Raw genomic sequence first — 13,527 nt, forward strand, 5'->3', positions numbered from 1 at the left:
TTATCCACAGATCCCGGCCATGATCTGCGGGGGTGCGGGACGGTTCTCGCATGCGAGAGATGCGATCCGCGAGAGTGACGAGGGCTGCCGGGGCGGCCAGGACATGCGTACGGCTGGTGTTACTGCTGCTCCTGACGACGACCTCCCTACTGGCCCCGGTCCCACGACTGACCCTGTCGGCCACAGGCATGCCCGCCGCACCGGCCCCGGCCGTGCCGACGGTGGGCCGAGCCTGGCCCGTAGGGGTACGCCCCCCGGTCCTACGGGGCTGGGAGCCCCCGGCGACCACCTACGGCCGGGGCCACCGCGGCGTCGACCTGGCAACCGCGGCCGGGACGCCGGTACGGGCGGTGGCGGCCGGACGGGTGTCCTTCGCGGGGCGGGTCGCGGGGAAGGGGGTCGTGTCGGTGGAGCTGACGGGGACGGGTGATCCGCCGCTGCGGACGACGTACGAGCCGGTCCGAGCGGCCGTGAAGAAGGGGGACGCGGTGGCTGCAGGGGAGGTGGTGGGGACGGTGGAGGCAGGCGGGTCACATTGCACGGCGACGTGCCTGCACTGGGGCCTGCTGAGCGGGAGGACATACCTGGACCCGCTGTCCCTCATGCCTCCGTGGCTGCTCCACAGGGGGCCGTCGAGGCTGCTGCCGGTACTGGGGGTGCCGTTGCCTTCTCAGTAGGGCCGACCTGGCTGCGTCCCGTTGACGCGGGTGCATGAGGCCCACCCCGCGCCGGCCCTCCCCTGGTTCAGCCCCGAACGCCCCTCAGCGCCATGGAGACCGCCGCCTCCGTAATCGCCGCAGGCTCCTCCGCCGCCCCCAGCTCGATCCGTCGCACGGCCGCATCCACGACGCCCTGCAACAGCATCGCCGCCAGCCGAGGCTCCGCGTGCCCCATCTCCCGCAACGCTTCGACGATCATCGCGACGAGCCCGCCATGGGCCGCCCGGATCTTCTCCCGGGCCCCGGCGTCCAGCTCGCTCGCGGAGATCGCCACCACAGCCCGATGCCGCCGGTCCCCGACCAGCGCGAGCTGCTGCCGCACATACGCCTCGATCTTGTCCTCGGCCGCCGACTCCCGCTCCATCGCCGCCGAAACCTCCGCGGCCCAGACCGGGAAGTCGACCTCGCACAACTCCTCGACCACGGCGGCCCGCGACCGGAAGTACTCGTACACGGACGACCGCGCGAGCCCCGTCCGCTCAGCGAGGGCCGGGAAGGTCAGCGCCTCCGTCCCGCCCTCGGACAACAGGGATCGAGCCGCGTCCAGCAGGGCGGCTCGCTGCATCGACCGGTGCTCGGCCACGGAGGCCGCTCGAATCCTTGGCACGTCAACCACTTTACGGACGTGCCACCACGATCGGGAGTCTCTCCACGGATCCCCCCACACGTCCGGCCAGGTCAACGACCGAAGCCGGCCAGTTTCGCGCGCAGCTGCAGCACCGACTTGGTGTGGATCTGACTCACCCGGCTCTCGGTCACACCCAGCACGTTCCCGATCTCGGCGAGGGTGAGCCCCTCGTAGTAGTACAGCGTCACCACGGTCTTCTCCCGCTCGGGCAACGTGTTGATCGCCCGCGCCAGAAACCGCCGCAGCTCCCGGTCCTCGGCCACCTCGACGGGATTGTCGGCGGCGGTGTCCTCCAGCGTGTCCATGACGCTCAGCCCGTCGCCGCCCTCGCCCCCGACGTGCAGCAACTCCTCCAGCGCCACCACGTTCGCCAGCGACAACTGACTGAAGACCGAGTGGAGTTCGTCCACCGCGATCCCCATCTCGACGGCCACCTCGGCCTCCGTGGGCGTCCGTCGCAGCCGGGCCTCCAGCGTCGCGTAGGCCCGCTCCACGTTCCGCGCCTTCTGCCGCACCGACCGGGGGATCCAGTCCAGGGCCCGGAGCTCGTCGATCATCGCGCCCCGGATCCGCGTGATCGCGTATGTCTCGAACTTGATCTCCCGGTCGATGTCGAACTTCTCGATCGCGTCGATCAGCCCGAAGACCCCCGACGACACGAAGTCCGCCTGTTCCACATTGGGCGGCAGACCGACGCTCACCCGGCCCGCCACGTACTTGACGAGCGGCGAGTAGTGCAGGATCAGCTGCTCGCGCAACCGCTCGTCCCCTGTCGCCTTGTACGACCGCCACAGCTCATCGAGTGTCGATGGAGCGGGCGGCCGCACGCTGCCACCGTCACGGGCGGCTGGGGGGAGCGCCGCCCGGTCGGACCCGGAGGTGTGCTGGGGCATTCGTTGCCTTGTGCCGTTCTGCCGTGAAGTGGGAGTGCCTGGGGGAGCTGTCGGTCTGATGACGTTCTGATGCTGTTGCGGGGTCGAGGGCCGGTCTGCGCAGGAATCCCCGTGAGCGTAGCGTGACTGCGGTGTCGCGGTGAGCGAAGGGCGGAGCGCAAGACGCACGCAGATACGTTCCGCTGGACGCCCCGCCGGGGCACGGCGGTCGCTCTACGTGATCACCCGAACACCCCAACTGGGCGAATTTCCAAGGGTGTCCGTGTTCCCCCGTACGGCCGAACACGTTCCGTCAGCATCGACGCCGACCGTCCCGAACGGACATAATCGCCTGGCGTGTCAACTTCCAGCTGTCGCCGTGTCGTTCGACGTAACCGAGTGAGCGGAGTTCGTACAGTCTGGCGATCGCGTCGTCCTCGGTGGTCTGCGCGCCGCGCGCGACCTCGTCCGCCCGCGCCGCCCCGCGACCGGGCAGCGCGGCCAGGACTCTGCGGGCGCGCGGCTCCAGCAGATCGCGTGGCAGGACGGGCCCGCGCCGCTCGGGCGCCAGCTCTCCCATGTCTCCGACGAGTTCGACGACCTCCGCGGCGTCGGTGACCAGCGCGGCGTCCGCGCGCAGGAGCTCGTGCACTCCGGCGGAGAGTCCGCTGGTGGCGGGGCCGGGCACCCCCATCGTGTGACGCCCCAGTCGTTGTGCCGCCCGAGCGGTGACGAGCGAGCCGCTGCGGTGGGCGGCCTCGACGACGACGGTGCCCCGGGTCAGCGCCGCGATCACCCGGTTGCGGACGATGAATCTGCTGGGTGTCGGATGATCGCCCGGGGGCAACTCACCGATCACGAGCCCCTGTTCCGCGATCCTGTTGATCAACTGGGTGTGCCCGCGCGGATAGGGCCGGTCGACCCCGCAGGCGAGTACGGCGACGGTGGCGCCGCCGGCGGCGAGGGCGCCCCGGTGGGCGGCTCCGTCGACGCCGTAGGCTCCGCCGGACACGACCACCCATCCCCGCTCGGCGAGCCCGCCGGCGAGGGTGGCCGCCATGTGCGCGCCGTACTCCGTGCAGGCCCGGGCCCCGACGACGGCCACGGACCGCAGCGCCCACATCCGCAGACTGGCCCGCCCGCGTACCCACAGCCCGACGGGCCGGGCATCCCCCAGATCATCAAGCTGCTGGGGCCACTCGACGTCCCCCGGGCACAGAAACCGCACCCCGGCCTCCCGGGCCACGGCAAGATCCCGCCCGGGCTCGGCCCGCTCGCCCCGAGCCCGCAACCCGTCCCACCGCTTGTAACTCACCCCGGGCAACACCTCCACCCCCTCCCGCAACCGCCGCACCACTTCCCCCACCCCAAACTCCCGCACCCACCGCCCGACCACCTCGTCACCGGGTTCGATGACGCGGCTGAGGAAGGCCCGGTCGAGCAGCTCGTCTTCGCTCACCAGTCCTGAGAACCCGCTGGGATGCCGGTCATCGCCCCTCAGGCGCCCCTCCGCCGGTCCAGGGCCGCTCAGTCCGGCACGAAGGTCCCCCTCTCCCGTCACGTGTCGCTCCACCGGCCGGTGGCCGCTCAGCCCGCCATGATGGTCCTCGTCTCCTGCCATGCGACCGCTCGCCGCACCTCCGCTCAGCCCAACGGGGTCATCTACACCGGTATCTGCTCCCTCGCGGCCGTACTGCGCGGCGGGGCAGCCGCCTGGATCCGTCACCCGCCCGCTTGCTGTCCCTGCGCTCGGCCCGCTGCGAGGCTCCTCGTTGCCCGTCATGTGCCGATGCCCTCCAGGACCGCACCGCGCCGGACGCCGGTGCGTAGCTCCAAGGCCCAGTTCACGTCGTTCGCCGAGGGGCGGTCGCGGCCCGCGAGGTCGGCCACTGTCCAGGCGACGCGGAGGACTCGGTCCAGCCCCCGCGCCGTGAGCAGGCCTCGGTCCAGGTCATCCTCGGCCTTGCGGAGGGCTCCCGGCTGGACGTGCCAGCGAGTGCGCAGCTCATGCCCCGGCACCTCGCTGTTCATTCGCCAGGGCGTCCCTTCGTAGCGGCTGGCCGCCCGTTCCCGAGCGGCCTTGACTCGTTCCGCCACCATCGCCGTCGTCTCCGCCCCGGTGTGGAGCTGAAGCAGTTCGGCCCGGGCCACCGGCTCGACCGTCACCCGCAGGTCCACTCGGTCCATGAGCGGGCCGGACAGCCGGGCGCGGTACCGCTTGATCGAGGAGGGCCTGCACTCGCAGGTGTCCTCCCCCCGTCCATGACGACCGCAGGGGCATGGATTGGCCGCAAGGACCATGAGGAACCTGGCTGGCATCCGCAGTATCCCGGCGGCGCGGGCGACCACCACGTGTCCCGACTCCAACGGCTGACGCAGTGAGTCCAGCACGCTGCTGTGAAACTCCGCGGCCTCGTCGAGGAACAACACTCCGTGATGTGCGAGGGACACCGCTCCCGGCCGGGGAAAGCCGTTCCCACCGCCTACGAGCGAGGCCATGGTCGCCGAGTGGTGTGGCGCGCAGTAAGGCGGCTCGTCGACCAAGGGGTGGCCCGGTGGCAGCACTCCCGCCACCGAATGGACCGCGGTGACCTCCAGCGATTCCTGCCGACTCAGCTCGGGCAACAGACCCGGCAGCCGTTCGGCCAGCATCGTCTTGCCGGCTCCCGGAGGGCCCTTGAAGAAGACGTGATGGCGCCCGGCCGCAGCCACCTCCAGTGCCACCCTGGCCAACCGCTGACCCGCCACGTCTGCCAGATCCGGGGTGTGGCCGCCGAGCGCCGCTCCGAGCCCGGTGCCCGGGAGCGCCAGACCGGCCAGGAAGGGATCCGGGCGGATCTCGCCCGAGACAGGTTCCTCGTCCGGCACCGGCTCATCCGTCAAGACCGCGATCAACTGGCGCAGGCTGCGCACACCCAGCACCGAGACCCCTGGAACGAGCGACGCCTCCGGCACCGCACACTCGGGTACGACCACCTGTTCGTACCCCGCGGCCGCCGCCGCGAGGACCGCCGGCAGGACACCCCGAACCGGCCGGACCCGTCCGTCCAGGCCCAGCTCCCCGATCATCACGATGTCGGCGAGCACGCGAGGGTCGATCCGCTCGGCCGCCCCGAGGATGGCCGCGGCGACGGCGAGGTCGAATCCGCTGCCGCTCTTCGGTACGGACGCCGGGCTCAGGCCGATCGTCAGTTTCTTCTGCGGCCATGAGGCGCCGGAGTTCACGACCGCGGCACGCACTCGGTCCTTGCTCTCCGTCAAACTCTTGTCCGGCAACCCCACCAACGTGAACGCAGCCACCCCGGGCTCCAGGTCGGCCTGGACCTCGACCACAACCCCCTCGACCCCGACAAGGGCCACCGAGCACGTGCGAGCGAACCCCATGTCAGGCCACCCCTCGGGCGTGCTCGACGACCGGGGCGCCGCGTTCCGGCAGGAGGACGCCCACCAGGTCGATGCGGACGCCTCCCGGTGGGGCTCCGCCGTGGGTGTGGAGCCAGCTCTCCGCCAGGCTCCGGAGGCGCTGTGCCTTGTCCGGGGTCACCGCGGCCATGGGGTGCTCGAAGGCACCTGTCCTGCGTGTCTTGACCTCGCAGACGACCAGGACGTCGCCGTCCCGCGCCACGATGTCGATCTCACCGGTCCTGCCGCAGCGCCAGTTGCGCTCCAGGACCGTCATCCCGGCCTCTACCAGCCGCCGTGCGGCCAGCGTCTCGCCGTACCTGCCCAGTGCGCTCCGTGCGCTTCCCTTGCTCGTGCTCATCCCGGCACCACCTCCGGCGCCAACGATGAGGGCAGCTCAACGAGCTATTGGATCTTGGTGGACAAGACCGCCATTGTGGATAACCTGCTCACCCACACGGGTGAGCATCATCCGCCCGGGAGCTCCAGGTCACTCTTGTTGAGCTCCTCGATGTTCACGTCCTTGAACGTCAGCACCCGCACCTGCTTCACGAACCGCGCCGGCCGGTACATGTCCCACACCCAGGCATCCGCCATGGACACCTCGAAGAACACCTCACCCTGGACCGAGTGCACCTGCATCTCGTAGTCGTTGGTCAGGTAGAAGCGCCGCTCGGTCTCGATCACATACTTGAACAGACCGACGACATCGCGGTACTCCCGATAGAGCTTGAGCTCCATCTCGGTCTCGTACTTTTCGAGGTCCTCGGCGCTCATGGCATGTTCCCCTTCAGCCGTGCGATCCCACCATTGTGCGCCAGTCCCGTCAGCACCTAGACAATTTCGGTGTCAAGGGTCACGAGCCGGGCGGGGGGACCTTCGTCGAGCAGTGTGCGCAGCAGCTCGGCGAGTCTGGTCGGATACACCGTCTCATGCGCTCGGGCAAGTTCCTCACACGTCCACCACCGGGCTCCGGCGACGCTGCGCCGCTCCAGCTCGGTGAGGCCCACGGCCCGGGTCGCCGTCTGCGTCGTACGGGCCAGGTAGTACCACTCGTCCTGGTCCCAGCGACGGCCCGCAAACGGGAAGGAGCACCTGCGCCGCCACAGCACCGGACCGAGTTCGGCCTCGGTGATGCCGGTCTCCTCGGCCAGCTCCCGCAGCGCGGCCTGCTCGTGGCTCTCGTCGCCCTCGACGCCGCCGCCCGGGGTGAACCACCAGTCGTCGGCCGGATCCTCCGGCTCATGGCCGTGCAGCAGCAGAACGCGGTCCTGCGGGTCGAGCAGGACGACGCGCGCCACCCTGCGCAGCCCGCCTTCGTAGGAGTCGCCGTACGGGCTCTCCCCCGCGTCGGTTCCGCCCTCCGGTCCGTACCCCACGCCCGTCGCCTCAGTGGGCACTCGCGGGCTCCGCCCGGGGCGTGGAGCGCTTGGCCCGCCTGTTCGCGATCGGCCCGTACGCCCCGCCGCCCAGCACCAGCGCACCGCCCACCACGATCAGCGCGACGATCGTCCGCAGCGGCCCCGGCGACGACAGCGCGCCGAGGGGCTCGAAGCCCGTGGGGCGCTCCAGCGTCCCGTCCATGGGCCATACGACGGCCTCCACCCGGGCCGACACGGCACTGCGCGCCACGGTGCCCTTGGCGGCGTCCGTGAGGTGAGCCGTGGAGTCCAGGGAGCCGCTCCGCTCGTCACCGAGCAGGAAGAGCCTGTCCTTGGGCACCGTCACCGTCGCGAAGTTCTGGAGGTCGGCCAGTCCGTCCTTGGCCAGATACGGTTCGTCGATCTGCTTGCCGTTGACGGTCAGCCTGCCGCCCGTGCTGGCCACCGTGTCCCCGCCGACGGCGACCACGCGCTTGACGACGGGTGCGTTGGTCACCCAGGTCTTGTCGGTGAAGACGACGACGTCACCGCGGCGTACCTCACCGCCGTCGACGCGCTGGGCCAGCACCCGGTCACCGGCACCGATCGTCGGCGCCATCGAGCTGGTGGGCACGGTGTACGGCCGGTAGACCACCACTCCCCAGGCGAACCCGCCCAGGAACAGCACCAGGCCCAGCGCCACCGCCAAGCCGGACAATCGCTGTCCGGTCCGACTGCCCGCCGGGCCCCTGCTCGCGCCACCGTCACGCGGCGCCGTACGTGTCGTGCTCTGGCCACCCATGGGTCCGCACCCTACCCGGCGGTACCGACACCGGGCAGCCCCTCCCGAGCGCCAAGGTCACACGCCCGGCAAAGCTTTCCCCAGCGATCAGCGGGTCTCGGCCGCCTTGATCCGCTGCCGGCGCCACAGCACCAGCGGCACCGCACCGGCCAGGGCGAGCCCCTGCGGTGCGACCGTCAGTGCGGCGGAGCGAGCGCTCAGGTCCTGGTCGAAGGTCTCCGGGACCGGCAGGTTGTCCCAGCGGTTGATCGGCCAGGCGATGACGATGGCGCGGCCGACGACGTCGTCGACAGGGACCATGCCGTGGTTCGCGTCGGACTGGTTGTAGCGCGAGTCCCGGGAGTTCTGCCGGTGGTCGCCCATGACCCAGATGTAGCCCTCGGGGACCTTCACCTTGAACTGGCCGCCCTGGTCGTCCTGGCTGCACGGGGTGTTGCCGGGATAGACGTACGGCTCGTTCAGCGCCTTGCCGTTGACCGTCAGCGGGCCGGTCTTCTTGCACTCGACCGTGTCACCGCCGACGCCGATGACCCGCTTGATCAGGTCCTTCTCCTCCGCGGAGGGCATCAGGCCGATCCAGCTGAGGAAAGTCTGCAGGGCGTTGGGGTCCGGAGTGGGCTCGCCCGCCAGCCAGTTGTCGGGGTCGTGGAAGACGACGACCTCGCCGCGCTCGGGCTCGGAGCCGAACCAGGGCGTGAGCTTGTCGACCAGAACGCGGTCACCCTGCTGGAGGGTGTTCTGCATCGAGTCGGAGGGGATCGAGAACGCCTGCACGAGGAACGTCTTGATCAGCAGCGCGAGGACGAGCGCGATACCGATCAGGATGGGCAGCTCCTTCCAGAAGGAGCGCTGCTTCTTCGGCTTGGGGGAAGCCCCGTCCGACCCCTGACCGCCGGTCGGGGGCTGCCCCTGCGACCCTCCGCCGTCACCGTCCGCTCCGGGGTCATCCCCGGAGGTCACGGCGCCGTCCGCGGCCGGGTCGGCTGCTCCCACGGGGTGTCCGCGGTGCTCCTCGCCGTCGTGCCCGGATCGTGCGCCAACCGCCACATCCCCCACGCCAACTCCTTACTCTGTGCCGCCGCCTGCCCCATGCGCGGCGCAGGCCCACCACTCCCATAACGAGCGGGAGTTCCGCAGGGCTCGGGAGCTGGATCGTTCCGTTCGAAACGTCTGACGCAACCCTATGCGACAGCTCGGCGGAGGCGGTCGACCCGGTCGCCGAGTCGGACACCGAAGCGTAGGTTTTCGGTTCGTCCAGAGAGGTCCAGTGACCGAACGGCCAGGCGATCCACATGGCGCGTCCGACGACCTCGCCCTCGGAGACCGTGCCGCTGTAGCCCTGGTCCTGGTGCACGCGGGAGTCGGCGGAGTCGGCGCGGTGGTCGCCCATCACCCACAGGCGCCCCTGCGGGACGGTGATGTCGAACTGCGCGTTGGAGGGGGCGTTGCCGGGGTACAGATAGTCCTCGTTCAGGGGAACGCCGTTGACGGTGACGCGCCCTTGCGTGTCACAGCACTTGACCCGGTCGCCGCCCACGCCGACGACACGCTTGATGAGGTCCTTCTCGTCGTCGGAGGGCAGCAGGCCGATGAACGTGAGCGCCTGCTTGACCTGCTTGATGACGACGGGATCCTCCTTCTTCACCGTCGTCTGCTCGTCCTGGAGCCAGCCGCCGGGGTCCTTGAACACGACGACGTCCCCGCGCTGCGGCTTGGAGCCGAACCAGGGGGTGAGCTTGTCGACCAGGACGCGGTCGCCGACCTGGATCGTCTGCTCCATGGAGCCGGACGGGATCACGAAGGCCTGGACGAGGAAGGTCTTCAGGACGAGCGCTATGAGGACCGCGACGCCGACGAGGAGGGGTATCTCCTTCATCGCGGAGCGCCTGCGGCGCCGTTTGACCTTGCGCTGCAGCTTGCGCCGCTCCGCGCGGGTACGACCGCCGGCGGGGCTGGCGGCGCGCCGGGCGCCGGTGGGCAGCAGATTCTCGGCGGGGCTGCTGGGCACGCCGCGGGGCTTGCCACGGTTACCCATGGGCACCCTCTTCCGCGGCGGGCACGCGTGCGTAGACGTCCGGACGGTGCAGGCGGGTCCAGTGGGCGGTCGGCCATACGATCCAGTCGGCACGGCCGATGACGTCGTCGACCGGGATCATGCCGCCGCCGGGCGAGCCAAGGTGGTCGCGGGAGTCGCTGGAGTCGCTGCGGTGGTCGCCGAGGACGAACAGGGTGCCGTCGGGCACGACGACGTCGAAGCGCACCGTCGACGGGCTGTCGCCGCGGTACAGGAATGTCGACTCGTCGACCGACCGGCCGTTCACCTGGATCCTCCCCTCCTTGTCACAGCAGACCACATGGTCTCCCCCCACACCGACAACGCGTTTGATGTAGTCCGCGTCCCCGAAATACCCAGTTCCGTCGAACACGACAACATCGCCGCGCCGCGGCTCGGCACCGAAACGGTACGCCAACTTATTTACGAGAACGCGGTCGCCGATCCTCAATCCGGACTCCATGGATCCGCTGGGAATCTGGAACGGCCGCAGGACGAACGTGTTGAGCAGCAGCACGAACACCAGGAGGACCAGCAGGGTGAGGCTGATCCGCCCGCCCGGGAGCCACTCGGTGATCCGCGACACCAACGCGAAACGCGACCGTCCCTCCTGCCCCTCTGTGTCCGAGGTCTCCTCGTCCGAGGTGGTCCCGGAGTCGGAAGGGCGGGAGGAGCGGTCGCGCTCCGTCTGCTGTGCTTCGGTGTTCATCGGGGCCAGATGTTATCCGGCCCCGCTTTGAACCCCGCGAGGGCGAGCCCCCGGAAGCGCTCAGTTCTCGCGCTTCTCCTTGATCTTCGCCGCCTTGCCGCGCAGCTCGCGCAGGTAGTACAGCTTGGCGCGGCGGACGTCACCCTTGGTGACGAGCTCGATCTTCTCGACGATCGGGGTGTGCACCGGGAAGGTGCGCTCGACGCCGACGGAGAAGGAGACCTTGCGGACCGTGAAGGTCTCGCGCACGCCGGCGCCCTGGCGGCGGATCACAACGCCCTTGAACTGCTGCACACGGGAGCGGTTGCCCTCGATGACGCGGACGTGGACGTTGACGGTGTCGCCCGGGCGGAAGGCCGGGACGTCGCTGCGCAGCGACGCGGCGTCGACGGTGTCGAGCAGGTGAGACATTTCGTCTGCTTTCTTCACCCATGCCACAGGTCATAGGCGGGAGCTAGGTTTTCCAAGAGGATGCTGTCCGTGTCGGGGCGGGCGTCGTGTCCCCCTGTGGCAGGGGCGCACGCCGGACGACGCACAACAGCGACTTATTCTTCCACGCCCTCGGTCCTGCGCCAAAATCGGCCGTACCGCTCCCCCTCCGGATCGGGCATCCAGCCCAGGATGGAGAGCATCTCGCGGTCCTTCTTGTCGAAGGCCTTGGGGTCGCAGCGCTCGATGAGGTCGGGCCGGTTGGCCGTCGTACGCCGGAGTGCCTCGTCCCGTCGCCAGCGGGCGATCTTGCCGTGGTGGCCGCTGAGCAGCACGTCCGGGATGCCCCGGCCGCGCCACTCGGGCGGCTTGGTGTAGACGGGGCCCTCCAGGAGGTTGGCCATGGCGCCGGGTGCGAAGGAGTCGTCCCGGTGCGACTCGGCGTTCCCCAGGACGCCCGGCAGCAGACGGGCCACGGCCTCCGTGACGACCAGTACGGCCGCCTCGCCGCCGGCCAGGACGTAGTCGCCGATGGACACCTCGTAAACGGGCATCCGGGTGGCGTACTCGTCGACGACACGGCGGTCGATGCCCTCGTAGCGGGCCGGCGTGAAGATCAGCCAGGACCGCTCGGAGAGTTCGACGGCGAGTTCCTGGGTGAAGGGACGGCCGCTGGGGGTGGGGACGATCAGGGCGGGCGCCCGCGAGCCGGTCTCGTAGCCGTCGGCCAGGACGGAGTCCAGCGCGTCCGCCCAGGGCTCGGTCTTCATGACCATGCCGGGGCCGCCGCCGTACGGGGTGTCGTCGACCGTGTTGTGGCGGTCGTACGTCCAGTCCCGCAGGTCGTGCACCTGCACGTTCAGCTGTCCACGCGCGCGTGCCTTGCCGACCAGGGAGACGTTCAGGGGCTCCAGGTACTCGGGGAAGATCGTGACGACGTCGAGCCGCATTACGACTCGTCCCTGCTGGAAGCGATCTCCGCGTGGTCGTCGATCAGGCCGGGCGGAGGCGTGATCACCGCTCGTTGTTCCTCAAGGTCGATCTCCGCGACGATCTCCTCGACGAACGGGATCAGGACCTCGCTGCCGTCGGGGCGCTCCACGATGAACAGGTCCTGCGAGGGCAGGTGGGAGATCTCGGTGATCCGGCCGATCTCGACACCGTCCTTGGTGACCACGTCCAGATCCATCAGCTGGTGGTCGTAGTACTCGTCCTCTTCCTCGGGCAGCTCATCCGGGTCGATCTCGGCGATCAGCAGGATGTTGCGCAGCGCCTCGGCGGCGTTGCGGTCGGTGACGCCCTCGAAGCGCAGCAGGAGACGGCCGCTGTGGACGCGTCCCGTCTCGATGGTGAGCGGTCCCGCGGTGGCGGGATCGGTGGCGAGTACGGCGCCGGGCCCGAGCCTGCGCTCCGGCTCGTCGGTGCGGACTTCGACGGTGACCTCGCCCTTGATGCCATGGGCACGGCCGATCCGTGCGACTACCAGCTGCACGAGTCCAAATCTCCTGTCGTACGACTACGGGCCGGGGACGGCCCAGTGGCCCTCCCCGGCCCGAGCCGGTGCTGCGTTCGGCGTCAGCGGACGTGGTCCACGTCGACGAGGTCGACACGGACACCGCGGCCACCGATGGCGCCCACGACGGTGCGCAGAGCGCGTGCGGTGCGGCCGTTGCGGCCGATCACCTTGCCGAGGTCGTCGGGGTGGACCCGGACCTCCAGCACACGCCCGCGACGCAGGTTGCGCGAGGCGACCTGCACATCGTCAGGGTTGTCGACGATGCCCTTCACGAGGTGCTCAAGCGCCTCTTCGAGCATGCTGCTCAGGCCTCGGTCGACTCGGACTCGGCAGCGGCCTCGTCCTTCTTCTCAGCCTTCTTCTTCTGGGTGATCGCCTCACCCTTGCCCTCGTCGTCGCCACCGAGGGCCTCGAACGACGGGCGCGCCTTCTTCGGCTCGGCAACCAGCAGCGGAGCCGGGGCGGGCTCGCCCTTGAACTTCTGCCAGTCGCCGGTCTTCTTCAGAATGGCGAGGACGGGCTCGGTCGGCTGCGCGCCGACACCCAGCCAGTACGCCACACGGTCGGCGTCCACCTCGATGACCGACGGGTTGTAGGTCGGGTGGTACTTGCCGATCTCCTCGATCGCACGGCCGTCACGGCGAGTGCGGGAGTCGGCGACGACGATGCGGTAGTGAGGCGAACGGATCTTGCCCAGACGCTTCAGCTTGATCTTGACTGCCACGGGAGTGGGTTCTCCTGGATTTGACGTGGTTGGGCACGGCGAGATGGCCGCGTGGGGTTGCGGTACCCGAGTGCCCGATGGACGCGTCAGCCGGAGGAGAGAGGGGTCCTGTGCGGCTGTCGAGTACAGCTAGCCATTGTGCCACACCCTGCGGGTCGCGCTGCACCGAGGGGGCGGTGAGGGGGCCGGGCATGGTTGAGAGGCACCCGGCGCCTCGGGTGCCCTCGGGGTGGGTCGCGCGGTCCGGAGCCGTGGGGGGGCCGCCCCGGGGGGGACCACGGGGGCGCCCCGCCCTGTAGGGCGGTGGGAAGC

General features: G+C 70.0%; 17 protein-coding genes. 1 reads left to right on the forward strand and 16 read right to left on the reverse strand.

Annotated features, from left to right (window positions below; all coding sequences use genetic code 11):
• The first annotated feature begins 59 nt into the window (after window positions 1-59).
• On the forward strand, window positions 60-677 hold the full coding sequence (locus ACFWYS_RS02715; protein WP_384762435.1) for a M23 family metallopeptidase: 618 nt from the start codon (window positions 60-62) through the stop codon (window positions 675-677).
• A gap of 67 nt (window positions 678-744) precedes the next feature.
• Here the strand turns inward: ACFWYS_RS02715 and ACFWYS_RS02720 are convergent, their stop codons facing one another.
• From ACFWYS_RS02720 to rpsP, 16 genes are all read right to left on the reverse strand, one after another.
• The gene (locus ACFWYS_RS02720; RefSeq protein WP_384762816.1) at window positions 745-1,302 is read right to left on the reverse strand and encodes a TetR/AcrR family transcriptional regulator; all 558 of its coding nucleotides are present in this window, start codon (window positions 1,300-1,302) and stop codon (window positions 745-747) included.
• A 95-nt stretch (window positions 1,303-1,397) separates the two neighbouring features.
• A complete protein-coding gene (whiG, locus tag ACFWYS_RS02725; RefSeq protein WP_384762437.1) occupies window positions 1,398-2,240 on the reverse strand; it encodes an RNA polymerase sigma factor WhiG in 843 nt (280 codons plus the stop codon).
• Window positions 2,241-2,532: 292 nt separating this feature from the next.
• Window positions 2,533-3,780, reverse strand: coding sequence for a DNA-processing protein DprA (gene dprA, locus ACFWYS_RS02730; protein ID WP_384762439.1), 1,248 nt, complete (start codon window positions 3,778-3,780; stop codon window positions 2,533-2,535).
• Between the two features lie 218 nt (window positions 3,781-3,998).
• Window positions 3,999-5,603, reverse strand: coding sequence for a YifB family Mg chelatase-like AAA ATPase (locus tag ACFWYS_RS02735; RefSeq protein WP_384762441.1), 1,605 nt, complete (start codon window positions 5,601-5,603; stop codon window positions 3,999-4,001).
• A 1-nt stretch (window position 5,604) separates the two neighbouring features.
• On the reverse strand, window positions 5,605-5,982 hold the full coding sequence (locus tag ACFWYS_RS02740; RefSeq protein ID WP_384762443.1) for a YraN family protein: 378 nt from the start codon (window positions 5,980-5,982) through the stop codon (window positions 5,605-5,607).
• Window positions 5,983-6,089: 107 nt separating this feature from the next.
• Complete coding sequence (locus ACFWYS_RS02745; RefSeq protein ID WP_003965949.1) at window positions 6,090-6,398, reverse strand: DUF2469 domain-containing protein; 309 nt, start codon at window positions 6,396-6,398, stop codon at window positions 6,090-6,092.
• Between the two features lie 56 nt (window positions 6,399-6,454).
• Complete coding sequence (locus tag ACFWYS_RS02750) at window positions 6,455-7,000, reverse strand: NUDIX hydrolase (RefSeq protein ID WP_384762818.1); 546 nt, start codon at window positions 6,998-7,000, stop codon at window positions 6,455-6,457.
• A 10-nt stretch (window positions 7,001-7,010) separates the two neighbouring features.
• Entirely contained in the window at window positions 7,011-7,784 is a 774-nt protein-coding gene (gene lepB / locus ACFWYS_RS02755; protein WP_384762445.1) for a signal peptidase I, read from the reverse strand.
• Between the two features lie 87 nt (window positions 7,785-7,871).
• On the reverse strand, window positions 7,872-8,840 hold the full coding sequence (gene lepB, locus ACFWYS_RS02760) for a signal peptidase I (protein ID WP_384762447.1): 969 nt from the start codon (window positions 8,838-8,840) through the stop codon (window positions 7,872-7,874).
• Window positions 8,728-9,819 carry a signal peptidase I gene (gene lepB, locus ACFWYS_RS02765; protein ID WP_384762449.1) on the reverse strand — a complete coding sequence of 364 codons (1,092 nt, stop codon included), beginning with the start codon at window positions 9,817-9,819 and terminating at the stop codon, window positions 8,728-8,730. The genes lepB (ACFWYS_RS02760) and lepB (ACFWYS_RS02765) overlap by 113 nt, the downstream gene beginning before the upstream one ends.
• Window positions 9,812-10,546 (reverse strand): signal peptidase I, encoded by a 735-nt coding sequence (gene lepB, locus ACFWYS_RS02770; RefSeq protein ID WP_384762451.1) that lies wholly within the window; start codon window positions 10,544-10,546, stop codon window positions 9,812-9,814. The genes lepB (ACFWYS_RS02765) and lepB (ACFWYS_RS02770) overlap by 8 nt, the downstream gene beginning before the upstream one ends.
• 60 nt (window positions 10,547-10,606) lie before the next feature.
• The gene (rplS, locus tag ACFWYS_RS02775; RefSeq protein ID WP_093910095.1) at window positions 10,607-10,957 is read right to left on the reverse strand and encodes a 50S ribosomal protein L19; all 351 of its coding nucleotides are present in this window, start codon (window positions 10,955-10,957) and stop codon (window positions 10,607-10,609) included.
• 134 nt (window positions 10,958-11,091) lie between these two features.
• Window positions 11,092-11,925, reverse strand: coding sequence for a tRNA (guanosine(37)-N1)-methyltransferase TrmD (gene trmD / locus ACFWYS_RS02780; RefSeq protein ID WP_384762453.1), 834 nt, complete (start codon window positions 11,923-11,925; stop codon window positions 11,092-11,094).
• Window positions 11,925-12,467 (reverse strand): ribosome maturation factor RimM, encoded by a 543-nt coding sequence (gene rimM / locus ACFWYS_RS02785; RefSeq protein ID WP_384762455.1) that lies wholly within the window; start codon window positions 12,465-12,467, stop codon window positions 11,925-11,927. The genes trmD and rimM overlap by 1 nt, the downstream gene beginning before the upstream one ends.
• 83 nt (window positions 12,468-12,550) lie before the next feature.
• Complete coding sequence (locus ACFWYS_RS02790) at window positions 12,551-12,790, reverse strand: RNA-binding protein (protein WP_003973401.1); 240 nt, start codon at window positions 12,788-12,790, stop codon at window positions 12,551-12,553.
• 5 nt (window positions 12,791-12,795) lie between these two features.
• Window positions 12,796-13,215 carry a 30S ribosomal protein S16 gene (gene rpsP, locus ACFWYS_RS02795; RefSeq protein ID WP_272120086.1) on the reverse strand — a complete coding sequence of 140 codons (420 nt, stop codon included), beginning with the start codon at window positions 13,213-13,215 and terminating at the stop codon, window positions 12,796-12,798.
• Between the last annotated feature and the right edge of the window lie 312 nt (window positions 13,216-13,527).

Source organism: Streptomyces sp. NPDC059010, from assembly GCF_042740355.1.
Lineage (GTDB): Bacteria > Actinomycetota > Actinomycetes > Streptomycetales > Streptomycetaceae > Streptomyces.